Raw genomic sequence first — 26,569 nt, forward strand, 5'->3', positions numbered from 1 at the left:
ATTCGAATAAATATAAAAAATTAAATTCCAAATCCCAATACGAGTTTGGAATTTGGAATTTATAATATTGAATTAAAAAGTTTATTTTTTAATTAAACCTAATTCTACTAAACGTTCGTACAAGAACTCACCCGCAGAAATATCTTCAAATTTCTTTGGATTTTCTGCATCAATACAGTTTTCTAGACAGTCCAGACGCATATCGCTTACAGGGTGCATGAAAAACGGAATTGAATAACGTGAAGTTCCCCACAATTCTCTCGGCGGATTTACCACTTGGTGAATTGTAGATTTTAATTTATTGTTTGTGTGTCGAGATAGCATATCTCCAACATTAATTACTAATTCGTCCTCTTCAGCAATAGCATCAATCCATTCTCCGTCATGGTTTTGAACCTGTAATCCTTTACCTTGAGCTCCCATCAGCAATGTAATCAAGTTGATATCGCCGTGAGCCGCTGCACGAATGGCGTTTTCTGGCTCAGAAGTAATAGGAGGGTAGTGAATTGGTCTTAAAATAGAGTTTCCTTCTTTTGCATATTCATCAAAATAAAACTCATCCAAACCTAAATGTAAAGCCAAAGCTCTTAAAACATAAACACCCGTTTTTTCTAGTTTTTGATACGCTTCTTTACCAACTGCATTAAAACGTGGTAATTCGGTAACTTCAACATTGTCTGGGTATTCAGAAGCCCATCTTGAATCTTTGTCAACGTATTGACCAAAATGCCAAAATTCTTTCAAATCTCCTTCTTTACGGCCTTTAGCATGTTCTTTTCCAAAAGAAACATAACCTCTTTGTCCGCCAATTCCAGGAATTTCATATTTATGCTTAGTTTCTATTGGCAAGGCGAAAAAGTTTCTAATTTCACCATAAAGTTCGTTCACCAATTGATCATCAAGGAAATGACCTTTTAAGGCTACGAAGCCAATGTTTTCAAATGCACTGCCGATTTCATTTACAAATTTTTGTTTACGTTTCGGGTCGTCCGAAAGGAAATCACGTAAGTCTACACTAGGAATGTTTTGCATACTTTACATTTTTTATTTAAAGAAAGAAAGGTGTCATAAGTACCTTATCGCTAACAAAGGTATAGAATATTTTAGAAAATAATCTTACGCTCAGGCATTAAAAGCTAGTTGCGAATTAAAATTTTATTTTCAAAACCAATAAAATTAACGCAAATTGTTATATTTGAAACACTAAAAAACAAAAAATTACATGATTTTTTACCGACAAAACCTCACTGACGCTCAATTATTAGATTTATATAAAAAAATACTAAAACCAAGACTGATTGAAGAAAAGATGCTCATCTTGATTCGTCAGGGAAAAGTCTCCAAATGGTTTTCGGGAATAGGACAAGAGGCTATTGCTGTAGGAGTTACTGCTGTTTTAGACCAATCAGAATACATACTTCCAATGCATCGAAATCTTGGAGTTTTTACAACAAGAGAAATTCCGCTTCATCGTTTATTCTCGCAGTGGCAGGGAAAAGCAAATGGTTTTACAAAAGGTCGTGACAGAAGTTTTCACTTTGGAACTCAAGAATATAATATTATCGGAATGATTTCGCATTTAGGTCCGCAATTAGGAATTGCTGACGGAATTGCGCTTGCGAATAAACTTCAAGACAATAAAAAAATCACCGCTGTTTTTACTGGTGAAGGTGCAACAAGCGAAGGCGATTTTCATGAAGCTTTAAATATTGCAGCTGTTTGGAAACTCCCAGTTATGTTTATTATTAAAAATAACGGTTACGGACTTTCGACACCAACTAACGAACAATATGCTTGCGAAAACCTTGCTGATAAAGGAATTGGTTATGGAATTGAAAGCTGGATTATTGACGGAAATAATATTGTGGAAGTTTATAATAAACTGTCTCAGCTAAAAAAGGAAATGCAGGAAGATCCACGTCCAGTTTTATTGGAATTTAAAACCTTCAGAATGCGTGGGCATGAAGAGGCGAGTGGTACAAAATATGTTCCTCAAGACTTAATGGATCAATGGGAACTGAGAGGTCCAGTAACCAATTACAGAAAATATTTGACCGAAAACCGAATCTTAACTGCTGAGTTGGACGAACAGTTTCATGCTGAAATCAAAAAGGAAATCGACGAACATTGGGCAATGGCAAATGCCGAACCTGAAATTGAACCAACTTACAGCGGAGAACTAGATGATGTTTACAAACCTTTTGACTATGAAGAATATACTCACGGAGAAGAAGTAGAAAACATCCGTTTTATAAATGCTATTAGAAACAGTTTAGAGCAATCTATGTGGCGCCATAAAAACCTTGTGATTATGGGGCAGGATATTGCAGAATATGGCGGTGCTTTTAAAATTACAGAAGGTTTTGTAGATGCATTTGGAAAAGACCGTGTTCGAAATACGCCAATCTGTGAAAGTGCTGTCGTTTCTACTGCAATGGGATTGTCTATAAATGGATACAAAGCCATTGTAGAAATGCAATTTGCTGATTTTGTTTCTACTGGATTTAATCCGATAGTAAATTTATTGGCAAAGTCACATTATCGCTGGGGCGAAAAAGCCGATGTTGTGGTTCGAATGCCTTGCGGCGGAGGAACACAAGCTGGGCCATTTCATTCACAAACTAATGAAGCTTGGTTTACTAAAACTCCAGGTTTAAAAGTGGTTTATCCTGCTTTTCCTTATGATGCAAAAGGACTTTTAAACACTTCAATTAACGATCCGAATCCGATATTATTTTTCGAACATAAATTATTATACCGCAGTATTTATCAAGATGTTCCAAAAGACTATTATACTATTCCTTTAGGTAAAGCCGCTTTGGTGAAAGAAGGAAAATCGGTTACTATTATTTCGTTTGGAGCACCAGTTCATTGGGCTTTAGAAACATTGGCAAACAACCCAGAAATTGATGCTGATTTAATTGATTTAAGAACTTTACAGCCTTTGGATACTGAAACTATTTTTGCTTCGGTTAAAAAGACTGGAAAAGCGATTATCTATCAAGAAGACACTATGTTTGGTGGAATTGCAAGTGATATTTCAGCTTTAATTATGGAAAATTGCTTCGAATATCTGGACGCTCCAGTAAAACGTGTAGCGAGTTTAGATTCTCCGATTCCGTTTACTAAAGCATTGGAAGATCAGTTTTTGCCGAGAAATAGATTTGAAATTGCTTTGAAAGAGCTTTTAAAATACTAAGCTTTTGTGTGTATTTTTTTAACGCAGATAACGCTAAGTTTTTTCTAAGCTTTTGCGTTTATCATTGCGCTGAATGAGATCGCAAAGCTGGATTTGTTAAAACCCGTCAGGTTTTTGAAACCTCTCGGATTTATATTTTGAAATCCTTTAATCTTTATAATCTGTGGCTTTTTTTTACGCAAGAACGCTAAGTTTTTTCTAAGTTTTTGCGTTTATCATTGCGCTGAGTAAGATCGCAAAGCTAGATTTTAAACCCGACAGGTTTTCGAAACCTGTCGGGTTTATATTTTGAAATCCATTTAATCTTTATAATCTGTGGCTTTTTTTAACACTAAGCAGTATGATTCAGAGTAGAAAAACTTAGAACCTTAATAGCTTAGAACCTCTATTTAACTTCTACTTCAAATAACTGAACCTGAGATTTAAGCCTTTCAATAACCAAATTCATCATTCTCTTATTTAAATTAGATGAATTTTGGATATAAGTATCGTATTCATCAATTGTAAAAAGAGCCATTACGATTCCTTTTAATGAATTTCTGAATTTAATATCTTTTTGAATGGAGTTTTCAATAGTTTGGAGTTTCTTTTCTACTGAATAAGAATAGAAATCTCGTTTGTTTTTATTGATATAATTTATAAAAACGGCTATAAACAAATCGTTTTGCAATTTCAGAATAGGCCTAATCGTTTGGTTTTGAAAGATCTCATCTGGTGAAGATTGAGCGCTTACGGTTCCTAAAGTTTCGCCTCTGAATTCTCTTAAAAAAGTATCTCTATCTTCCATGGGGTTTTTATTTAAATTTAGCGAAAAATAAAATACTAAAAGTCTATTTTTGTTTTAAATGTAAAATACTTATAAACCATTATTGGTTGAAAAAATATATTATGAAGACTTATTTTATTCTCATTCTTTCCAGTTTATTCCTGATCATTTCTTGTACTTCAAAAGAGAACAGTTACAAAGAGGTGCATTATCAGTCCGTAAACGGAAAAGATAGCGCGGTTTTAGCTTTAAAAATCAGCGAAAAACGTTTTTTTGGACGCTATGAAATTTTCTACAATAAAATTGGAAAGGATTCTGGAGATGTTCGCGGCAATATAAATGGTGATACTTTGCGAGGAGATTATCATTTTATTTCGCAAGGCGGAAGCTGGAAAAGAATTCCGTTGGCTTTACTGAAAAAGGATAAACAGCTTATCCAAGGAAAAGGCGCAATCGGAACGTATATGAATCTTCCTTGCTTTTATCCAGGAACATTGAGCTATAAAAATCCAAATTTCATTTTTGAAGAGATTAAGAAATAGTTTGACGTGGCTTGCGTTGATTTTACCGCAAAGCACGCAAGTTTTTTGATATACTATATCTTCTAAAAGCGCAAAGTTCGCAAAGCTTTGTCTAAAAAACTTTGCGAACTTTGCGTTTGCCTTTGCGTCTTTGCGGTAAAAATCAATCCAAATGCCCAATCTGAGAAGGCAATTCAAATATTTCAAGATCAAAATATCTTACTGAAGCCATAACATGATCGAAAATATCAGCCATGATATATTCGTAATTGGCCCAGCGTTTATCGCTTGAAAAGACATAAATTTCTAACGGAACTCCATGTGCAGTCGATTGCAACTGTCGGCACATGATGTGCATATTCTTATTCAAGCCTGGATGGTCGTGTAGATATTGCATGACATATTTTCTAAACAATCCTAAATTGGTCATGTTTCGGCCATTTAGCGAAAGCGTTTTATCAATTCCTCTAAGATCATTATAGCGATCAATTTCCGCTTGACGGCTTTCAATATAAGAGCTAATAAGCTGTACTTTTTTCAATTGATGCAAATCTTCGTCATTTAAAAAACGAATCGTACTGCTTTTTATCAAAACATGTCTTTTAATACGTCTTCCGTCAGAATTCTGCATTCCGCGCCAGTTTTGGAACGAATCAGAACTTAAAGCATACGTTGGAATCGTGGTAATGGTATTGTCGAAATTTCGAACTTTTACAGTTGTCAAATTGATTTCGATAACATCTCCATCGGCACCAAATTTATCCATTGTAATCCAGTCGCCAATACGAACCATATCGTTTATGGCAACCTGAACACTCGAAACAAACCCAAGAATAGTATCTCTGAAAATTAAAATGATAATAGCCGAAAGCGTTCCTAAAATCGTTAGCAATTCGCCTTTCTTGATTCCGAATAAAGTCGAAATAATCATGGCAACACCAAAAATCCAAAGCACGATCATGATAACCTGAACGAAACTATCGATTGGTTTATCGCTGTATTCTGGTTTCTGCTTTAAATAATCGCGTAACGAATTAAAAACCGTTCGAACAATCCATAGTCCCAACAATACAATATAGATGCCGACAATTTTTCCGAACATCGATTCCCAATATTCGTATTTATCTAAAATAACGGGAACCGCTTTATAGATAAAGAAAAACGGAATTAAATAAGCCGTATATCTAGTGGTTTTGTTTTGAATTAAATAATCGTCAAACTTGGTTTTAGTTCGCTGAGCAAAAACAGCAGTCAGCGTTACTAAAAGAAATTTGGCAGCATAATAAATAATGTAAGCGAGCGCTATTAAAATAGCAATATTAAAGATCAGGCTGGTATAAGACGCAAAATTGCGGCTCATTCCCCAATCTCTAAATAGAGGGTATAAAAAATTGAATATTTTCTCCAAAAGCTTATGCATTTTCCAGATACTTTTTCTCTATATAAAAAGTTCCAAACGGAATAAGAGAAGCTACTAAAATGATTGCAAAAGTTTTTAAATCCCAATTCATGGATTTTTTCAATAAAAAGGCTAAAAGAATGTATCCGATAAATAGAACACCGTGTGTCATTCCTAACGGACGTAATAATGTATGGTAAAGTTCAGGATTGTTGTTTTTGATAATCAACATATTAGCAAATAACACTAAATAAGAGATTCCCTCTAAAATGGCAGTGATTTTGAAAAGCTTGAGCATGTATGTATTTTTTAAGTTTTACAGCAGCAAAATTAGGCATTATGGTTTGATTTTAGGATTTAAAAGTTGAAAATAAAATGCTTTTTTGTCCTATAAATACATTCGTAAACTTTGACAAAGTAGGACAGCAAGTAAAATTGGAATTTGGAATTTAAAAATTTGAAAATTATCTTTACTGTATGAGCAAAAGAGATTTAAAAAAGTATTTAGGCGAATTAACTAAAGAGCAGTTAGAAGAACAATTGATAGAATTGTATGAGAAATTTGCTCCTGTAAAAGTGTATTATGATTTTGTTTTTAATCCGAAAGAAGACAAATTGCTGCAGGAAGCAAAGGTTAAAATCTCGCACGAATATTTTCCGATCAAAAAACCGGGAGCAAAATGGCGCCCGAAAGCCAAAATGAGAAGATCGGTTGCCCAGAAGTTAATTAAGCATTTTATAATGTTGGGTGTCGATTCGTATGTTGTTGCCGATATTATGCTTTACAATATCGAAATTGCGCAAACGTTTTCTTCGCAAAACTTCATTAAGCAGGAATTATTTTACAAAAGCATCCTAAATTCTTTTGAGCAAGCAGTCAATTTTATCGTTTCAAACGGAATTTTTAACGATTTTAAATTGCGAATTAATGCAATTCAGACCGAAACTGTAGAGCAAAAATGGAAAAATAAGTACGATTTTGAGGCAATTTTGGAGAAAATCGACTACTAAATGCCCTTCTCATAAAAAATCTTTATTTAAAAAAAATATTTATTTTAGGTTAAAATAAGATGAATAACTGTTTTTTCGGTGTATTTTTGCAAAAATCCAAAAATAAACAATGTCTCAAAACACTTTAGAAATACAAAGAGAAGAGAAGAAAGAACTTTATGCATACCAAAAAGGCGACATAGACGCTATTTTTGACCGTTTAGACAATGCTCCTCCAAAACATCATTTACTGTATCAGCTTCCTACGGGAGGAGGAAAAACAGTGATATTTTCTGAAATCGTTCGCCGCTATTTATCTCATAATGATAAAAAAGTGGTTGTTTTAACGCACCGTATCGAACTTTGTAAACAAACTTCAAAAATGTTAACAGGTTTTGGCGTTACAAACAAAATAATCAACAGTAAGGTAAAAGAATTGCCAGATCAGAATGATTTTTCTTGTTTTGTGGCGATGGTTGAGACTTTAAAAAACCGTATTAATGATGAAAAACTTCATTTGGACAATATCGGTTTGGTTATTATTGATGAGGCACACTATAACTCGTTTAGAAAATTATTAAACTCATTCAAAAACGCTTTTATTCTTGGAGTAACAGCAACGCCTTTGAGCTCGAACATAAAATTGCCAATGCACCAAAGTTATAATGAACTTATTGTTGGTGACACGATTGGATCATTGATCGAGAAAGGTTTCTTGGCAAAAGCAACTACGTATAGCTACGATGTTGGTTTGACTTCGTTGAAAGTGGGTATTAACGGTGATTATACGGTAAAATCTTCAGACGATTTATATACGAATACTTTGATGCAGGAAAAATTGCTTCATGCGTATACAGAGCGTTCTTTAGGAAAGAAAACGTTGATTTTCAACAACGGTATTCATACATCTTTATATGTATATGAAACATTTAGAGAAGCGGGTTACGATATTAGGCACTTAGACAATACAAGCAGTTCTGAAGAGCGTAAAGATATCTTACAGTGGTTTAAAAAGACTCCAGATGCTATTTTGACTTCTGTCGGAATTTTGACAACTGGTTTTGACGAACCGACTGTAGAAACGATTATTTTGAACAGAGCTACAAAATCGTTGACTCTATATTTCCAAATGATTGGCCGTGGATCTCGTAAATTGCCTGGAAAAGATGAATTTACAGTTATCGATTTAGGAAACAATGCAGCGCGTTTTGGTTTATGGAGCGATCCTGTAAACTGGCAGCACATTTTTAAATCGCCAGAATTCTATTTAGAAAACTTGCGTGATGATCACGAAATCGAAATGTTCTTTAAATACAGCATGCCACCAGAATTGCGTGCAAAATTCAGCAAAACAGCCGATGTTAGTTTTGATGTGGATGAAGAACATAAATTAATCATCAAACAGAATCTTCGTTCTAAAGTGGTTTTAGACAAATCTTTAGACCAGCATGCGGGAATGTGCGTAGACAATACAGAAACACTTCAAGAAGCTAAAATGCTTGCAAAAGAATTGGAAGATGATATTGAAGACCGTATCAAACGTTATTCTAAATGTTTGAGCCAATGCAGTAAAAACTACCGCGAATGGCTGGTTGACGATTACAAACAGAGATTGACCTTATTAATCGGTAAAAAATATCGTGAGAAAATCATGAACGAACCAGATTGATAATTTTTTAAGTTTTTTTTGTTTCAGGTTTCATGTTTCAAGTTGTGATGCCAGAAAATATAAATTAATATATGATCTTTGTCAAAGTTTATAACTTTGACAAAGATTTTCCTTTTTTAAAACAACAACAAAACATTCTGATTAAAAACAATCTAAACTCTAAAATCAGAAATCTAAAATATAAAACATGTCTAAACCATTCTCAGCATTAGGAATTTCGGCTCCAATTTTAAAAGCTTTAAGCGAATTAAATATTGTTGAACCTACAGAAATTCAACAAAAAACAATTCCGTTATTTTTGGACGAAACTCATGATATTGTAGGTTTAGCCAAAACAGGAACAGGAAAAACAGCCGCTTTCGGATTGCCATTGTTGCAATTGGTAAATACAGAATCAGCTGAAGTTCAAGCGGTAATCTTAGTTCCAACAAGAGAATTAGGGCAGCAAATTTTTAGAAATTTGGAAAGTTTTTCAAAATACATTCCAAATATATCAATCGCATCTATTTGCGGGGGAACTCCAATAAAACCGCAAATCGAAAGACTAAAAGAAGGCGCGCAAATCGTAGTGGCAACGCCTGGACGTTTAATTGATTTGATTCAACGAAAAGCCATCAACATTAAACAAGCGGAATATTTAGTTTTGGACGAAGCTGACGAAATGGTTTCTATCCTTAAAGAAAGTTTAGACGAAATTGTTGCTGAATTGCCTAAAAAACACCGCACTTTATTATTTTCTGCAACGCTTCCTGGAACTATAAAACAGCTGATTCAGAATTATTTGAATAAAAATGTAGTTCAGATAAGCGCCAACATGGAAACTGTTGGAAACGAAGGAATCGATCACGAATATATTGTGGTTGATCCTATTGAAAAATTGGACGTTTTAATGCATTTCTTGAATTCACGAGAAGGCGAAAGAGGAATTATTTTCTGTAAAACTAAAGCCGCAGTTAATAAATTGGCTAAAAATCTAGCGATCAATAAATTTTCTTCTGGAGCACTTCACGGTAGTTTAACGCAAGGAATTCGCGATCGAATTATGGAGCAATTCCGAGAAGGGCATATTAATATTCTAGTGGCAACCGATTTGGCTGCGAGAGGAATCGACGTAAAAGAAATTTCGTATGTCATTAATTACCACCTTCCTGACACTTACGAAAATTACGTTCACCGAAGCGGAAGAACTGCAAGGGCAGGGGCAAAAGGGCTTTCGTTAACCGTTTTACAGCAAGAAGAAGTTTTTGAAATTACCGACTTTGAAAGAGAATTAGGAATTAAATTTTCTGAGTTCAAAAAACCTTCAGCAGCAAGTTTGGAAGAAAATAATATGCTTTTATGGGCAAAACAAATCTTCAAAACAAAACCAAATCACGAACTTTCGCAAGATTTAAAAACACGCGTAAAAACTGTTTTTCATCATTTAACGAAAGAGGAACTAATCGAGAAACTAATGGCAAGTTATGTCTTACAGAACAAAATCGATATAGTTGAAAAAACAGTTAAAAAATTCAAAAAGTAATAAATATGACAATTGTCATTGTATATTAAAGTTGTATATTTATAAGGAATTATTTTATAATCCTACTTAATACAATATATATGAAAATAGTCATTATTGGAGGAGGATTTGCAGGACTTAATCTAGCGAAAGAGCTTGTAAATCAGCCTCAAATACAAGTAACTCTTGTAGACAAGAATAATTATAACTTTTTCCCACCACTTATATATCAGGTTGCCACTGCATTTTTAGAGCCATCGAGCATTAGTTATCCTTTTAGAAAGTTCTTTGCAGGCAAAAAAAATCTACAATTTCGTTTAGGCGAATTACTTTCTGTTTCTCCTGCTGAAAAGAAAATTACTTTGAGCAACGGAGAATTGGATTACGATTATCTGGTTTTTGCCACTGGAGCAGAAACGAGTTATTTTGGCATGGAAAACGTTATGAAAAACGCCATTCCGATGAAAACCTTAAATGATGCCATCGTAATGCGTAATACGTTGCTTAAAAATCTAGAAAAAGCTGCGATTTGCAAAGATATGCGTAAAAGACGTAAATTATTGACAATTGTAGTCGCTGGAGGCGGACCAACAGGAGTGGAAGTTTCTGGAATGTTTGCTGAAATGCGTAAAAATATCCTTTTAAAGGAGTATCCAGAATTGGATACATCAGCAAGTAATGTTTATTTGGTCGATGGAGGAGATGCCTTACTGTCGCCTATGAGCAAAGAATCTCAAAAAGATACGCTAGATGCTTTAACTAAACTTGGTGTTGTAGTAAAACTGAACACTAAAGTTGTGGATTACGTAGATGATACGGTAATATTTGAAAACGGAGAAACTATAAAAACCAGAAATCTAATCTGGGCCGCTGGAGTATCTGCTAAAATTTTTGAAGGAATTCCGAAAGAAAGTTATGGTCGAGGCAGACGTATGGCAACAGATCAATACAATAAAGTAAATGGTGTTGAAAACATTTACGCTATTGGTGATACAGCTATTACATCTGGCGATCAAAATTTTCCAGATGGACATCCGCAAGTTGCTCAAGTTGCCATTCAGCAAGGATTAAATTTAGCTAAGAATTTTAAAGCAATGGTTACTAATAAACCGCTTAAACCATTTGCTTACAAAGACAAAGGTTCTATGGCTATTATCGGAAAAGCTAAAGCTGTGGTAGATTTACCAAGCCCGAAATGGCATTTTAAAGGCTTTTTCGCATGGATCATTTGGCTTTTTATCCACTTAATTTCATTAATAACGTACAGAAACAGATTAAATACATTCTGGAACTGGATGGTCGCGTATTTCGCAAAAGATCAATCACTTAGAATGATCATCAGACCGGATAAGAAAACGCAAAACTAAAAGAATAAAATTCCAATTTTTTAAATTCCAAATTCCAATAGAAAAGCCTAAATCATTTTGATTTAGGCTTTTTTACATTTAAGATATTCACAAGAAGTTTGGAGTTTGGAATTTAAAAGATTGGAATTTTTAAAATATTTGGAATTTATTATTTAGTGCCCAATCATAACATCATCACTATCCGATAATTCTACTTTTTGTTTAATAAAACGTTTCCCGATATTTAAAATAAGAAAGGCTGTAATAGTTGTAGTCGTCATAATGGCAACCATTGGAATTACAGAGTTTTTTACGAAAACCCCAATTGCAAATGAAGCCAAAGCACCGATTCCGAGCTGAATTGCGCCCATTAAGGCAGAAGCGCTTCCGGTATTTTTAGCGAAAGGAGCTAGCGTTAATCCTGCCGTATTTGGATTTGAAATTCCTAGACAAGCTAGAAACAAGAATAACATTCCGATAGTTTGATACAATCCTAAAAGATCATTCAAAGCAAGTATCAAAAATATTATACTGATAAAAGATTGCGAAATCAAGGCCCCGAAAATCATCTGTTCGCTAGAAAATCGCTTTAAAAGCATCGAATTCAACTGACTAGATCCAATAAAACTAACGGACATAAGAGCAAAAATCCATCCGTACGTTTTAGCGTCAACCTTGTAAATGTCCATAAAAACTAGAGGTGAAGCCGCCACATAAGAAAACAATCCCGAAAAAGCGATTGCTCCAGTAAAGGCATACGTGTAAAATTGTGGTTCTTTTAAAACAGAAAGAAAATTAGAAATAATCGGTTTTGGTTTTAATGAAATCGAAGTGTCTGGTTTATAAGTATCTGGAAGTCCGAATTGTGAAGCGGCCAGAATTACAATTCCCATACACATCAGAATAAAAAATACGGCATGCCAGCCTAAATCTTCGGTAACATAACCGCCAATTGTGGGCGCCAGCATTGGAGAAAGCCCAACAACTAGCATTAAAAGAGAAAATACTTTTGGTATATCTTTTACAGGAAATAAATCTCGAACCATCGCTACAGAAGCAACCGTTGCGGCACAGCTACCAACAGCTTGTACAAATCGAAGGAATATAAAACTATCAATATCAGCCACATAAATACATCCTAAAGAAGCTAAAATATAGACTAAAAGCCCAATAAACAAAGGTTTTTTACGTCCGAAACGGTCTAATAAAGGTCCATAAAGCAATTGTCCAGCTGAAATTCCGATAAAATAGCTGGATAAACTCATAGAAACTTTGGCAACAGTGGTATTTAAATCTTTTGCAATTCCCGAGAAACCAGGTAAATACATATCAATTGAGAACGGACCTAGAGCTGTTAAAGAACCTAATATCAGGATAAGCTGAATATATTTTTTTGTTGTCATTTTCTTAAAAAAGGGCTTATAATTTTTTGCAAAGGTAAAGATTTCATATCTTGTTATAGAACTTGAAGAAGTTTATAACAATAAATTAAAGTAATTGCCAGCATTATTCGGCATAACTATTTATTAATCTTAAAATTAAAATTATGAAAAAGTACCTTTTACTATTAGCAGTTTTATGCACATCAATGTCGTTTGCACAAACCATTACATCAAAACAAGAAGAAGCTAGTACAGAACAATACGAGCTCTTGAAAAAAGTAAACCAGTATTATCCAGACATTACATTAAGCAAATCGGTTACCAATTTTTATGCAGACGGAAAAATTATCGATTCGCAACAGGATTTTGATTTAAGAGGCACAAAATTTTCAAGTTACAAATTAGGGATTGAGCCAGGAAATAAAAAGGTGAAATTTGATTATACATCATCTGAGGCAGGTCACGTGTATGGTGATGTGACTATTTTTAACGGAAATGCGTTAAGAACAACTTTTAATGAAAAAACAAACCAGATTGACGTATCATTAAACGGAAAATCGGTTTATTTGAAAAAATTATAAATTTTCTAAAATTTAGAAAAAGCATCGCAAACTTGTGATGCTTTTTTGATTTATATTTGATTCAGATTTTAATAAAACAAACTACAATGAAAAAATTTCTTTTCCTGGCATTTATAATTTCCTTGCAATCATTTGCACAGCAAAATAAATTCTCAGGAACTTGGGGAAACGAAAAATGCAAAGACTGCAAGAAAGAATTCATTTTTACGATTACGATTGCACAATCTAATTATAAGATTTTTGGAACCGCCGAAGTTACGAGCGAACACAAAGATTTGAATTCTGGAATTTTGGAAGTTTCCGGACATGTGTATCCGCATGGCGATAAAGCTCAGATAAAATTTAAAGATAAAAACGGAATTACATCAAGTGCCGTTTTATTTGTAGAAGATAACGTAATGCAGTTCACCAAAAGTGGCGGAGGCGATCTAATACCAAAAGAGATGATTTTGAAGAAATTATACGAATAAGCTCCTTCTCGGAGTTATTTCTATTTGACCTATAATTTATATTATGTAAAATAGAATATTTCGAAAACTGCCCTATGATACACTATATAGCTTTTAGTTTGAAAATTTTCATTTTGTCTGAAACTTAATTTACCATACTTCTGTTCAGTCGCATTTTAAATTTTTAAAACTCAAATATTCAAATCTCATAAATACGCTGAATAATTTTATTTTTAAAATATTTTCAAATATTGAAATTTCAGCGTATCTGATTAAAAGATTTATAGTAATTCAAGTTGTCCATAAATGCGCTGTACGGTTTTAAATTTTAAAAATTTTCAAATATCGCAAAATCATCAGTTTAGTTCTGAATGGTTTATTATGCAATAAATCAATTCGCCATTTTTGACAATCCGAATTATTCATTTTTTTAAAACATAAAAGCTTTTTCAGGTCTTATTACCATTATCTTTTAACATTTCTTTAAAATAATTAGTTTCTGCTAAAGATACTTTCATTGTAAGACTTTATTTTACTATTTTTACATTCGATACTTTAAAAATAAATTATCACATATATGAATACAGTTGCTGAGCATATTGCAGATTTTTTAAAAGAATACAAACCATTTGATAATTTAACTTTCCAGGAATTATCAGATATTGCTACGAATATTCGTGTCATTAATTTAGAAAAGCATGCGGTATTATTTCAAAATAACGATCCGCTTCATGAAAACTTTTATGTTGTAGCTTCTGGTGTCATTAATCTTACGACTATTGCCGACGCTGAAGAAACCATTTTGAATAAGTGTCATGAAGGCGATATTTTTGGTTTGCGCCCGTTTTTTGCAAAAAATAACTACATGATGACGGCTAAAGCGCGTGAAGAAAGTATAATTTATGCTATTCCGATCGCTGTATTTAGACCTTTTGTAGCCAACAATTCTGATGTTTTAAATTTCTTGCTGGAGAGTTTCGCTGTAAATTCGCGTCACACCAAAGACAGCATGAACTCGAATGGCAAGCTGATTTCTGATGCTGATTATATTGACCAGCAGACAGAAATGCAATATATTCAGTCACTTAACTATAATAATTCGCCACTAACAACTCAAGCGAGTTCTATAATTAAAGACGTTGCTATTTTAATGACAGATTCTATGTTAGACAACATTATAATCTGCGAAAAAAATCACCCTATTGGTATCGTTACCAATGCCGATTTATCATCAAAAATTGCAACCGGACGCTATCCTATTACCGAAACTATCGACAAAATTATGTCGTCTCCAGTTGTAACGGTTTTAGAAAATGTGTCTTTAGCTGAAGCTCAATTGTTGATGCTAAAACATAATGTAACTCACTTATGTGTTACCAAAGACGGCACAAGCAAATCTGTTGTAAAAGGAATTATTTCTGAGCACGATCTTATTGTAGCACAAGCTAGTAACCCTGGTGTATTAATTAAAGAGATTAAGCGTTCTCAGCTTCCAAAAGACTTAAAACAAATACGTGATCGTCTATCTGATTTGATTCAGAATTCAATTCAAAAGAATATTCCGATTTCGCACGTAAGCAATATTGCGAGTGAAATTAACTTAGCCATTATTAAGAGAGCAGTCGAATTGTCTATTTTAGATTTAGGCTCCCCTCCTGCACGTTTTGCATGGTTAAGCATTGGAAGTCAAGGACGTAAGGAGCAATTATTGCTTACTGACCAAGACAGCATTTTAATTTTTGAAGATGTTACTCCTGAAAAATACAGAGAAGTAAAAGATTATTTCTTAAGATTGGCCAAACGTACTACTTCTATCCTAGAAAAAGTAGGTTACGATTATTGTCCGAACGGACACATGGGAAGCAATATGCTTTGGTGTAAATCATTGAGTGACTGGACAAAACAATACAATAGCTGGATGAATACTCCAGGTGAAAACAGTAATGATTTGAGCAGTATTTTCTTTGATTATGAAATTGTTTTTGGTGAACCAAAAATTGAAGAAGCGATCGAAAGTGTGATTTTCAAGAATGCGGTTAACAATACTTTATTCTTTGATTTTTTAGGAAACGACGCTTTAAAGAGAAATTCTCCTTTAAGCTTCTTCAAGAAATTTATTACCGAAGAAGACGGTCCGCATAAAGATAAATTTGACATTAAGACAAGAGCTTTAATGCCATTAATTGACGGAGCACGTTTGTTGATATTAAATGCCAATATAAAAGGAATTCAGAATACTTATTTGAGATTCAAACAATTAGCAATTACAGATTCTAAAAATGCCGAAATTTATTTAAGCTGTGCAGAAGCTTTCTTAACGCTTTCGAAATTTAGAACTGTTGAAGGATTAAAAAATGACGACTCTGGCCAATATATTAATATAAGAGAAATGTCAAAATCTGACAAAGAGAAATTAAAAAATGCATTGTCCCCAATGAAAGACCTGGAGGAACTGATTAAAAGTAAATTTCAATTGACGCAATTCTCATAAAATATGCTAGACTGGCTAAAAAATATCAATAAAGACTATCCAGATTTCTGGAAAGACTATTTAACTAAATTCGAAACCAAACCTAATAAGTTTGTTGTTCTCTCGACTGAAACTTCTGGATTAAATCCGGATAAGGATGTTATATTGTCACTTGGTGCCTTTTCGGTAATGGACAACAGCATTGTTATTAAGGAAAATTTCGAAACTGTTTTATTGCAATATAAATATCTGCAGGATAACGGACTTTCTAATGAATTTATCATAGAAAGCAAAATGATGAAAATGCCAGAGCCTGATGCTTTGGAAGCTTTTGTTAACTTTATAGGTAATTCTATTTTAGTTGGGCATCATATTAATTTTGATATCGAAATGCTTAATGCCGCTTTAGAACGCCTAGATTGTGGACGTTTAAAAAACGAAGCTTTGGATGTTGATGTAATGTATAGAAAATTGACTGATATAAATGATAAACAGTTTTCACTTGATGATTTATGCGAAATTTATAAAATTCCGAAAAGCGACAGAAATTCTTCTTCTGAAGATGCTTACAGAATCGGACTTTTATTTTTGAAACTGAAATCTCGTTTGGGAATAAAATAGGAATTGGTTTTAACCATATAAGCCATATAAGGATTTTTTTAAGTTTTGTAACGTAACTTTTGAAGGAAAGAACATAGAAAAACAAAAAGCTGTCAGACTGAGCGAAGTCGAAGTCCCGCATTGCTCTTCTTATTATAAAACAAAAAAGCCTCTTAAAATTAAGAGGCATTTTTTTATTCCTGTATTGCATTAAATTCTTTCTTTCATAATCTGCTCCACAACTTCTGGATTTAATAAAGTTGAAGTATCTCCAAAGTTAGAGAAATCTCCTTCTGCTATTTTACGTAAAATTCTACGCATAATTTTTCCTGAGCGTGTTTTTGGCAAACCAGAAACAAATTGGATTTTATCTAATTTAGCGATTGGTCCAATGTGGTCCGCAATATATTGATTGATCTCTTTAGACAAGTTTTCTTTATTTCTCACTTCTCCCGTTTCTTTTAGAATTACATATCCGTAAAGTGCATTTCCTTTAATATCGTGAGGGAATCCAACAATAGCAGATTCTGCAACCGCTGGGTGCTCGTTGATTGCATCTTCAATTGGTGCAGTTCCTAAATTATGTCCAGAAACAATTACAACGTCATCTACTCTACCCGTAATTCTGTAATATCCAACTTCGTCTCTTAAAGCGCCGTCTCCTGTAAAATATTTTCCAGGGAAAGCAGAGAAATACGTTTCTTTGTAACGGTTGTGATCACCCCAAATAGTTCTAGCAATTCCAGGCCATGGGAATTTGATACATAAACTTCCAACTACTTGGTTTCCTTCAATTTCATTACGTTTTTCATCCATCAAAACAGGCTGAATTCCAGGTAATGGCAAAGTAGCGTAAGTTGGTTTTGTTGGCGTAACAAAAGCAATTGGCGAAATCATGATTCCTCCAGTTTCTGTTTGCCACCAAGTATCTACAACTGGACATCTCTTGTCTCCTACGTGGTCATTAAACCAGTGCCAAGCTTCTTCGTTAATTGGCTCTCCAACAGATCCAATAACTTTAAGTGATTTCAGAGGATATTTTTGAATGTAATCTAAACTTTCTTTTGCAAGCGAACGAATTGCAGTTGGTGCCGTGTAGAATTGTGTGATTTTATGTTTTTCGATAATATCCCAAAAACGGCTAAAATCTGGGTAAGAAGGAACTCCTTCAAATAATACAGTTGTACCTCCATTCAATAATGGTCCGTATAAAATATAAGAGTGACCTGTGATCCATCCGATATCTGCTGTACACCAGAAAATGTCATTGTCTTCGTAATTGAAAACGTTTTTAAAAGTATAGGCTGTATAAACCATGTAACCCGCAGTAGTATGAACCATTCCTTTTGGTTTTCCTGTTGATCCTGAAGTATATAGAATAAACAACGGATCTTCGGCATCCATAATTTCTGCAACACTATTATCTAATGCAGTGTCTAATAATGGCTGCAACCAAACATCACGGCCATCTTTCATTTTTACATCAGTATTCGTTCTTTTTGCCACTAATACTTTTGAAACAGAAGGACAAGTTTCTAGCGCTTCATCAACAATTCCTTTTAGATCAATTGTTTTGTTTCCTCTATAACCTCCGTCTGATGTGATTACCATTTTACACTCGCAATCGTTGATTCTCGCAGAAACTGCCGATGCAGAAAATCCAGCAAAAACAACAGAGTGAATTGCTCCAATTCTAGCACAAGCTAAAACCGAAACAGCCAATTCTGGAATCATTGGCAAATAAATACAAACTCTATCTCCTTTGCGAACACCTTGTTCGCGAAGAACGTTTGCCATTTTTGATACTCTTTCGTATAGTTCGTTATACGTTATATGTAAAGCCTCTTCATTTGGATCATTCGGTTCAAAAATAATTGCCGTTTTATCTCCTCTTTTGCTTAAATGTCTATCAATACAGTTTTTTGTAATGTTAACCTTCGCTTCTGTAAACCATTTTACTTCTGCGTCAGCCATATTAAAATCAACAACCTTGTCCCATTGTTGGTACCATGTGAAATTTTCTTCAGCTATTTTTCCCCAAAATTTTCTCGGCTCTCTTATTGATTTATTGTAATGCTTAAAATATTGTTCTAAATTTTCAATTTTGTAATAGCTCATCGTTTGTTGAATTTTTTTATAAATGTATTAAATCTGAACGTATCCGTAAAATAATTTAATTCATAAATTTTATTAAAAAAAACCTTTTATTTAATAAAGTATGATAATTATTGCATTTGTTTTAAAATTTATTTTTTAAACCCTTTTTAGAAACTGAAAAAAAGGCATAACAGATAGATATTATGCCTTTTTTAATTTAACAAATTTCAATAACAATTAATATTGTAAACCGCACTGCGAGACTTTTCTCTATTTTGAAAATAGCAGCATCTTTATTAATTAAAACAGAAATTTCAACAAGTATATTTTTATTAAAACATACCCCATTTTAGGGATTAGCTTCACTTAACTCTCTCACTGAAGTTAAGTGAATGCAATATGCATCTATATCTTTTATCTTAATAAGTGCTTACTAATTCAAAATATTACAAATCATTGATACAGTGCAAATTCCGCAGAATCCAATTCTGCGGAAATTCCCAATTTTTTATTATCCAATTTTCTTCATTGCTGTCATAGACTCTCTCAACCAAGCTCCTACTTCTTCGATAGGGTGTTGGCGGATTTCTTTGTTTACAGCAATTAATACAGTATTATCTACTCCGTTTGAAGTTGAAAACGGTTTTCCGATAATATTAGTATCTACTTTTTTCATAAATTCAGTTAACAACGGCTTACAAGCGTGATCGAATAAGTAACATCCGTACTCTGCTGTATCAGAAATTACACGGTTCATTTCGAATAATTTCTTTCTTGCAATTGTATTTGCAATTAATGGCAATTCGTGTAATGACTCGTAGTAAGCAGACTCTTCAATGATTCCAGCTTCTGTCATAGTTTCGAAAGCTAATTCAACACCAGCTTTAACCATTGCAATCATTAATACTCCGTTATCAAAATATTCTTGCTCTGAGATTGGAGCTTCTTGTGGAGCTGTTTTTTCGAAGTTAGTTTCTCCTGTTGCAGCTCTCCATTTCAATAAGTTCACATCGTCATTAGCCCAGTCAGCCATCATGGTTCTAGAGAATTCTCCAGAAATGATATCGTCTTGGTGTTTTTGGAATAATGGACGCATGATATCTTTCAATTCTTCAGCCAATTCGTAAGCTTCAATTTTTGAAGGATTATTTAGACGATCCATCATATTTGTAATACCACCGTGTTTTAAAGCCTCAGTGATAGTTTCCCATCCAAATTGGATTAATTTAGAAGCGTAAGCAGCATCGATTCCTTTTTCAACCATTTTATCGAAACATAAAATAGATCCAGTTTGCAATAATCCGCAAAGGATTGTTTGCTCACCCATTAAATCTGATTTTACTTCAGCTACGAAAGATGATCTTAAAACTCCTGCTCTGTGTCCTCCAGTTGCTACAGCGTAAGCTTTTGCTTGATCTAAACCTAATCCGTTTGGATCGTTTTCTGGGTGAACTGCAATAAGAGTTGGAACTCCAAATCCTCTTTTGTACTCTTCACGCACCTCAGAACCTGGACATTTTGGAGCACACATAATTACAGTGATGTCTTTACGAATTTGCATTCCTTCTTCTACAATGTTGAATCCGTGAGAATAAGCCAAAGTAGAATTTTGTTTCATTAATGGCATAATAGCAGTTACCACAGCTGTATGCTGTTTGTCTGGTGTAAGGTTACAAACTAAATCTGCAGTTGGAATCAATTCTTCGTAAGTTCCTACAGTGAAACCATTTTCAGTTGCATTTTTATAAGAAGCTCTTTTTTCTGCAATTGCATCTGCACGTAATGCATAAGAAATGTCTAAACCAGAATCTCTCATGTTTAAACCTTGATTCAAACCTTGTGCTCCACAACCAACAATTACAACTTTTTTTCCAGCCAAAGCTGCAATCCCGTCTGCAAATTCAGATTGCTCCATAAATTCGCAAACTCCTAATTGTTCTAATTGTAATCTAAGTGGTAATGTATTGAAATAATTTGCCATTTTTGTTTTAATATTTAATGAAATGAAATTTTAATAATTGATTATATATAACTAAGATTTTATTATTTAAAGGTTTCTAATAAGGTAGAAATCTCCATTTTTTCTTTAGAAACTGAAATTCTTCCCGAACGTACAAACTGCATAATTCCGTATGGTTTGAACTTTTGGTATAATTCTTCAATTTCCTGACGTCTTCCAGACTTTGAAATCACAAAGAAATCTCTTGAAACCGTTACAATTGTTGACTGACTTTCTTTAATAATGTTCTGAATTTGTTTTTCGTCAAACAATAAACTTGAAGCAATTTTAAACAAAGCATTTTCTAAGAAAATCGTCTCCTCGTCTGTATGATAAAATGCTTTTATAACTTCAATCTGTTTTTCAATCTGGCCTACAATATTCTGAACCCATTTTTCTGTCGTATTTACTACGATTATAAATCTCGAAACATTCTCTATTTCTGATTCTGAAACATTTAGACTTAATATATTAATGTGACGCTTTAAGAATATTCCCGATATTCTATTTAATAAACCCACGTTATTTTCTGAGTATACCGATATGGTAAATGTTTTATCTTCCATGTTGTTTTTTAGTTTATTTTGTTTCAAGTTTAAAGTTTCAAGTTTTGCTTAACTTGGAACATGAAACTTGAAACATGAAACTTTTTTCTAGCTTAATCTAATTTCAGAAACACAAGCTCCCGTTGGAATCATTGGGAAAACGTTATTCTCTTTTTCAATCATAACTTCTAAGAAATAAGAATCTTTTGAAGCCAGCATTTCTGCTACAGCCGCATCAAGATCTTCTCTTTGTGTTACTTTTTTAGATTTAATATGATATCCTTCTGCAATCGCAACAAAATTTGGGTTTGTCATTCTTGTAGACGCATATCTATTATCAAAGAATAATTCCTGCCATTGGCGTACCATTCCTAAAAACTCATTGTTTAGAATAACAATTTTTACTGGTACTTGTGTTTGGAAAATAGTTCCTAATTCTTGAATAGTCATCTGGAAACCTCCATCACCAATAATCGCAACTACTTCGCGTTCTGGCTGACCCATTTTCGCTCCAATTGCAGCTGGCAATGCAAATCCCATTGTTCCTAAACCACCAGAGGTAATATTACTTTTAGAAGAATTGAACTTCGCATATCGGCAAGCAAACATTTGGTGCTGCCCAACATCACTTACAATAATTGCATCTCCTTTTGAGTGTTTGTTGATCATTTCAATAGTTTCTCCCATCGAAATTCCTTTATCTTCACTCGGATTTAATTCGTCTTTAATTACAGTATCAAATTCTATTTTATGCAATTCTTTAAATTCATTATGCCAAGAATCGTGAGATTTTTGATCTACCAAAGGTAAAAGTGCTGCTAAAGATTCTTTCACATCTCCTAAAACAGCAATTTCTGTTTTAACGTTTTTATCGATTTCAGCAGGATCAATTTCGAAGTGAATTACTTTTGCCTGTTTTGCATAAGTGCTCAATTTACCTGTAACACGGTCGTCAAAACGCATTCCCATGGCAATTAAAACATCACATTCGTTTGTTTTTAAGTTTGGCGCATAATTTCCATGCATTCCAAGCATACCAACATTCAACGGATGATCTGTAGGAAGTGCAGAAAGCCCTAAAATAGTCCATGCTGCAGGAATTCCTGTTTTTTCAACAAACGCTTTAAACTCTGCTTCTGCTTGACCAAGAATAATTCCCTGACCAAAAACGATCAACGGTTTTTTAGCGCTGTTAATCAAAGCCGCAGCTTCAGCAACTTTGTCTTGTTTTAATTTAGGAACTGGAACGTAGCTTCTAATTCCTGTACATTTTTCGTAGCTAAAATCTAAATCATCAAACTGAGCATTTTTAGTAATATCAACCAATACTGGACCTGGGCGGCCAGAACGAGCGATATAGAAAGCTTTTGCCATAATTTCAGGAATCTGAGAAGCTTCAGTTACCTGAAAATTCCATTTGGTAACCGGAGTCGAAATTCCGATAATATCCGTTTCCTGAAAAGCGTCTGATCCTAATAAATGTCTTCCAACCTGCCCAGTAATACAAACCATAGGCGTTGAGTCGATTTGAGCATCTGCGATACCAGTTACTAAGTTAGTTGCACCTGGCCCAGAAGTAGCAATTGCCACCCCTACTTTTCCTGTAGCTCTTGCATAACCTTGAGCTGCATGCGTTGCTCCTTGTTCGTGACGTACTAAAACGTGGTGCAACTGATCTTGAAATTTATATAATTCGTCGTAAACTGGCATTATAGCTCCACCTGGATAACCATAAATCAAATCTACTCCTTCTGCTAATAAACATCTTATAACGGCTTCTGCCCCTGATATTTTCATAGTATATTGTTTTTATCAATTTCAATGGCAATGTCAAAAATCAATATCAAATTCAAATTTTAAATTGACTTTTGATATTTTATTCTTTATTGCAATTGAATTTTGTCATTGACATTGTTATTGAAATTGATTTTTGATATTGTTCTTTTTTAAATTAATTATCGGTTACACATCCTGTTGATGCACTCGAAACCGATCTTGCGTATTTAAGTAAAACCCCTCTGTCAACTTTTAAAGACGGCTTAACCCAAGCTGCTTTTCTTGCTGCAAATTCTTCGTCAGATATCTTCAGGTTGATTGTATTTTTCACAGCATCAATAGCGATTAAATCTCCATCTTTAACTAGTGCAATACCACCACCGTCATATGCTTCTGGTGTAACGTGTCCTACCACAAAACCGTGCGAACCGCCCGAGAATCTACCGTCTGTAATTAGTGCACAGCTGCTACCTAATCCAGCTCCGATAATGGCAGATGTAGGTTTTAGCATTTCAGGCATTCCCGGACCACCTTTTGGCCCGCAACCTCTAATGACGACTACATTACCTGGTTTAATTTTTCCGGCTTGCAAGCCTGGAATTACTTCAAATTCACCTTCAAAAACTACAGCAGGACCTTCAAAATATTCTCCTTCTTTTCCGCTGATTTTGGCTACAGCACCTTCAGAAGCAAGATTTCCGTATAATACTTGGATATTTCCTGTTGGTTTTAATGCTTTTTGTATTTCGTGAATTACTTCTTGTCCGTCTTGTAAATCTGGAGTTTCTGCTAAATTTTCTGCAACAGTTTTTCCCGTTACAGTTAAACAGTCTCCGTGAATCAATCCAACTTTCAATAAATATTTCATCACTGCAGGAATACCTCCAACTTCGTGAACATCTTCCATCATATATTTACCGCTTGGCTTCATGTCTGCCAACACTGGTGTTCTATCGTTAATCGCCTGGAAATCATCTAAAGTGATCGTAATTCCAACAGAATGCGCCATTGCGATTAAGTGCATAACTGCATTTGTAGAACCTCCTAAAACTGCTACAATTGTAATAGCATTTTCGAAAGCCTTACGCGTCATGATATCTCTTGGCTTAATATCTTTTTCTAATAAAACTCTAATTGCAGCTCCAGCAGCAGCACATTCGTCTCTTTTTTCCTGACTCATAGCTGGATTTGAAGAGCTGTATGGCAAACTCATTCCTAAAGCTTCAATTGCAGAAGACATTGTGTTTGCTGTATACATTCCGCCGCACGCACCTGGGCCAGGGCAAGAATTTTGAATAACACCTTTAAAATCTTCTGGAGTAATTTCATTTCTCACTTTTTTACCTAAAGCTTCAAAAGCAGAAACAATATTTAAAGACTCTCCTTTCCACTTTCCAGAGTGAATAGATCCTCCGTAAACCATCATTGCTGGGCGGTTTAATCTTCCCATTGCAATTAAGGCCCCTGGCATATTTTTATCGCATCCAGGAATTGCAATTAAACTATCGTACCATTGTGCACCCACAACTGTCTCGATAGAATCTGCAATTACATCTCTAGAAACCAGTGAGTAACGCATACCTTCAGTTCCGTTAGAAATACCGTCACTGACACCAATGGTATTAAAAATAAGTCCGACCAGATCTGCATCCCAAACACCTTTTTTAACATCTTTTGCTAAATCGTTCAAGTGCATGTTGCAAGTGTTACCATCGTAACCCATGCTCACAATACCTACTTGTGCTTTTTTCAAATCTTCTTCAGTTAAACCAATTCCGTACAACATCGCTTGCGCCGCAGGCTGTGTTTGATCTTGAGTGATGGTCTTGCTGTACTTATTTAATTCCATTTATAATTTGTTTTATTTTATTTTTATTCAAAAAAAAACCTTCCAAGTATTTGGAAGGTTTGTAATATAGTCTTTCAATTATATTTATAACATTCCCGATGCAGATGTGTGAATCACATTGACAACAACGACAGAAGTAATAATAATTGAGATTTGCATCTTTCTATTTTTTTAGTGCGACAAAAGTATGAAAACTTAAGGAACTAAAAAAATAAAATCTCAACATTTTCGATACTTCTTGTTATTATCTTCACGTTTTAACAAAAAATATTAAACAATTGTAGATTGTCCAATACTAACATTGTCATTATTAAAATATAGCAAATCATCTTTGCTGAAAATAAAGTTGGAAACAAACTCTCCTACTTCATTTGTTCCGAATTTAGAATCTGGTTTCAAATCAACTGTAACTACTTTAAATTCAATAGCTTTTCTAACAGCAGCAAAAACCACATTCGCTTCTTTAATTAATCCAAAATGCTCTAACAACATTCCAGCTGCTAAAATTGAAGCAATCGGATTAGCGATGTTTTTTCCTTTTGCTTGCGGATACGATCCGTGAATTGGTTCAAATAATGCATTTTTTTCTCCTAAAGATGCTGACGGCAACAAACCGATAGACCCCGTAATTACGCTAGCTTCATCAGATAATATATCTCCGAACAAATTCTCTGTCAAAATCACATCAAATTGTTTCGGATTTAAAATCAACTGCATCGCTGCATTATCAACAAATAAGAAATCAAGCGCTACATCTGGATAATTTTCACTCACTTTCTGAACTACTTTTCTCCATAATCTTGAAGTTTCCAAAACATTTGCTTTGTCTACTAGAGTCAGCTTTTTACGACGATTTTGCGCCGATTTAAAAGCCAAATGTGCAATTCTTGTAATTTCTTCTTCTGTATATTCACATAAATCTGATGCGTGTGTACCTTCTTCATTCAAAGTTTTAGCTCCGAAATAAGCACCGCCTGTTAATTCTCTGAAAATTGTAAAATCTGCTCCTTCAATAATTTCTCTTTTTAATGGAGAAGATTCAATTAATGCCTTATAAGGTTTAATCGGACGGATATTAGCAAACAAACCAAGCTCTTTACGAAGTTTTAACAAACCTTGCTCCGGACGAACTTTTGCATTTGGATTGTTATCATATTTAGGATCTCCAATAGCACCAAGCAAAACAGCATCTGTGTTTAAACAAAGATTTAAAGTCTGCTCCGGCAAAGGGCTTCCCGTTTTGTCGATCGCAACAGCTCCCATGAGTGCGTCTTCAAAAACAAATTCATGATTGTAAACTTCAGCAATAGCATATAATGCTTTTTTTGCTTGTAAAATAACCTCAGGTCCAATTCCATCTCCCGGCAAAACTGCAATTTTCAAATTCATAACGTCTCGTTCTTTATGTATTTAAATCCTTTATTGTTCCT

At 34.1% G+C, this 26,569-nt stretch carries 21 protein-coding genes; 10 read left to right on the top strand and 11 right to left on the bottom strand.

The window, feature by feature from the left end; translation table 11 throughout:
* Window positions 1-81: 81 nt before the first annotated feature.
* Complete coding sequence (locus tag Q9Q97_RS04625) at window positions 82-1,032, bottom strand: isopenicillin N synthase family oxygenase (protein WP_306155124.1); 951 nt, start codon at window positions 1,030-1,032, stop codon at window positions 82-84.
* A 190-nt stretch (window positions 1,033-1,222) separates the two neighbouring features.
* Between Q9Q97_RS04625 and Q9Q97_RS04630 the strand changes: the two genes are divergently transcribed.
* The gene (locus Q9Q97_RS04630) at window positions 1,223-3,199 is read left to right on the top strand and encodes a dehydrogenase E1 component subunit alpha/beta (protein ID WP_306155126.1); all 1,977 of its coding nucleotides are present in this window, start codon (window positions 1,223-1,225) and stop codon (window positions 3,197-3,199) included.
* A gap of 385 nt (window positions 3,200-3,584) precedes the next feature.
* Here the strand turns inward: Q9Q97_RS04630 and Q9Q97_RS04635 are convergent, their stop codons facing one another.
* Window positions 3,585-3,986, bottom strand: coding sequence for a glyoxalase (locus tag Q9Q97_RS04635; RefSeq protein WP_306155128.1), 402 nt, complete (start codon window positions 3,984-3,986; stop codon window positions 3,585-3,587).
* A gap of 101 nt (window positions 3,987-4,087) precedes the next feature.
* Here Q9Q97_RS04635 and Q9Q97_RS04640 point away from each other — a divergent pair, with 101 nt between their 5' ends.
* Window positions 4,088-4,507, top strand: coding sequence for a hypothetical protein (locus Q9Q97_RS04640; protein ID WP_306155130.1), 420 nt, complete (start codon window positions 4,088-4,090; stop codon window positions 4,505-4,507).
* A 142-nt stretch (window positions 4,508-4,649) separates the two neighbouring features.
* On the opposite strand, the gene Q9Q97_RS04645 is transcribed toward Q9Q97_RS04640, so the two are convergent.
* The gene (locus Q9Q97_RS04645; RefSeq protein ID WP_306155131.1) at window positions 4,650-5,906 is read right to left on the bottom strand and encodes a mechanosensitive ion channel family protein; all 1,257 of its coding nucleotides are present in this window, start codon (window positions 5,904-5,906) and stop codon (window positions 4,650-4,652) included.
* The gene (locus Q9Q97_RS04650; protein ID WP_306155133.1) at window positions 5,899-6,183 is read right to left on the bottom strand and encodes a DUF3817 domain-containing protein; all 285 of its coding nucleotides are present in this window, start codon (window positions 6,181-6,183) and stop codon (window positions 5,899-5,901) included. Before Q9Q97_RS04650 ends, Q9Q97_RS04645 begins: the two co-directional genes overlap by 8 nt.
* A 179-nt stretch (window positions 6,184-6,362) precedes the next feature.
* On the opposite strand from Q9Q97_RS04650, the gene Q9Q97_RS04655 reads away from it, so the two are divergent.
* The 4 genes from Q9Q97_RS04655 (at window position 6,363) to Q9Q97_RS04670 (ending at window position 11,412) form a co-directional block, all read left to right on the top strand.
* Window positions 6,363-6,896 (top strand): DUF6155 family protein, encoded by a 534-nt coding sequence (locus Q9Q97_RS04655; protein WP_306155135.1) that lies wholly within the window; start codon window positions 6,363-6,365, stop codon window positions 6,894-6,896.
* A gap of 109 nt (window positions 6,897-7,005) precedes the next feature.
* On the top strand, window positions 7,006-8,544 hold the full coding sequence (locus tag Q9Q97_RS04660; RefSeq protein WP_095929316.1) for a DEAD/DEAH box helicase: 1,539 nt from the start codon (window positions 7,006-7,008) through the stop codon (window positions 8,542-8,544).
* A gap of 187 nt (window positions 8,545-8,731) precedes the next feature.
* On the top strand, window positions 8,732-10,066 hold the full coding sequence (locus Q9Q97_RS04665; RefSeq protein ID WP_306155139.1) for a DEAD/DEAH box helicase: 1,335 nt from the start codon (window positions 8,732-8,734) through the stop codon (window positions 10,064-10,066).
* 80 nt (window positions 10,067-10,146) lie between these two features.
* Window positions 10,147-11,412, top strand: a complete 1,266-nt coding sequence (locus tag Q9Q97_RS04670) for an NAD(P)/FAD-dependent oxidoreductase (protein WP_306155141.1) — start codon at window positions 10,147-10,149, stop codon at window positions 11,410-11,412.
* A gap of 152 nt (window positions 11,413-11,564) precedes the next feature.
* Here the strand turns inward: Q9Q97_RS04670 and Q9Q97_RS04675 are convergent, their stop codons facing one another.
* Window positions 11,565-12,794, bottom strand: coding sequence for a multidrug effflux MFS transporter (locus tag Q9Q97_RS04675; protein WP_306155143.1), 1,230 nt, complete (start codon window positions 12,792-12,794; stop codon window positions 11,565-11,567).
* 143 nt (window positions 12,795-12,937) lie between these two features.
* On the opposite strand from Q9Q97_RS04675, the gene Q9Q97_RS04680 reads away from it, so the two are divergent.
* From Q9Q97_RS04680 to Q9Q97_RS04695, 4 genes are all read left to right on the top strand, one after another.
* On the top strand, window positions 12,938-13,354 hold the full coding sequence (locus tag Q9Q97_RS04680) for a hypothetical protein (RefSeq protein WP_306155145.1): 417 nt from the start codon (window positions 12,938-12,940) through the stop codon (window positions 13,352-13,354).
* A gap of 86 nt (window positions 13,355-13,440) precedes the next feature.
* Window positions 13,441-13,824 (top strand): hypothetical protein, encoded by a 384-nt coding sequence (locus Q9Q97_RS04685; RefSeq protein WP_306155148.1) that lies wholly within the window; start codon window positions 13,441-13,443, stop codon window positions 13,822-13,824.
* Window positions 13,825-14,380: 556 nt separating this feature from the next.
* A complete protein-coding gene (locus Q9Q97_RS04690; RefSeq protein ID WP_306155150.1) occupies window positions 14,381-16,294 on the top strand; it encodes a DUF294 nucleotidyltransferase-like domain-containing protein in 1,914 nt (637 codons plus the stop codon).
* A gap of 3 nt (window positions 16,295-16,297) precedes the next feature.
* Window positions 16,298-16,894 carry a 3'-5' exonuclease gene (locus tag Q9Q97_RS04695; protein WP_306155151.1) on the top strand — a complete coding sequence of 199 codons (597 nt, stop codon included), beginning with the start codon at window positions 16,298-16,300 and terminating at the stop codon, window positions 16,892-16,894.
* A gap of 189 nt (window positions 16,895-17,083) precedes the next feature.
* On the opposite strand, the gene acs is transcribed toward Q9Q97_RS04695, so the two are convergent.
* The 6 genes from acs to leuB all read right to left on the bottom strand — a co-directional run bounded on the left by acs (window position 17,084) and on the right by leuB (window position 26,528).
* Window positions 17,084-18,991, bottom strand: coding sequence for an acetate--CoA ligase (acs, locus tag Q9Q97_RS04700; protein ID WP_306155153.1), 1,908 nt, complete (start codon window positions 18,989-18,991; stop codon window positions 17,084-17,086).
* A 490-nt stretch (window positions 18,992-19,481) separates the two neighbouring features.
* Entirely contained in the window at window positions 19,482-20,951 is a 1,470-nt protein-coding gene (gene ilvC / locus Q9Q97_RS04705) for a ketol-acid reductoisomerase (protein ID WP_306155155.1), read from the bottom strand.
* A gap of 62 nt (window positions 20,952-21,013) precedes the next feature.
* A complete protein-coding gene (gene ilvN / locus Q9Q97_RS04710; RefSeq protein WP_306155157.1) occupies window positions 21,014-21,535 on the bottom strand; it encodes an acetolactate synthase small subunit in 522 nt (173 codons plus the stop codon).
* Window positions 21,536-21,622: 87 nt separating this feature from the next.
* Complete coding sequence (ilvB, locus tag Q9Q97_RS04715; RefSeq protein ID WP_306155159.1) at window positions 21,623-23,311, bottom strand: biosynthetic-type acetolactate synthase large subunit; 1,689 nt, start codon at window positions 23,309-23,311, stop codon at window positions 21,623-21,625.
* A 154-nt stretch (window positions 23,312-23,465) separates the two neighbouring features.
* Complete coding sequence (gene ilvD, locus Q9Q97_RS04720) at window positions 23,466-25,139, bottom strand: dihydroxy-acid dehydratase (protein ID WP_306155161.1); 1,674 nt, start codon at window positions 25,137-25,139, stop codon at window positions 23,466-23,468.
* 270 nt (window positions 25,140-25,409) lie between these two features.
* Window positions 25,410-26,528, bottom strand: coding sequence for a 3-isopropylmalate dehydrogenase (gene leuB, locus Q9Q97_RS04725; RefSeq protein WP_306155163.1), 1,119 nt, complete (start codon window positions 26,526-26,528; stop codon window positions 25,410-25,412).
* Window positions 26,529-26,569 lie beyond the last annotated feature (41 nt).

The sequence above is a fragment of the Flavobacterium sp. DG2-3 genome (assembly GCF_030730925.1).
In the GTDB taxonomy this organism is placed as follows: Bacteria; Bacteroidota; Bacteroidia; order Flavobacteriales; family Flavobacteriaceae; genus Flavobacterium.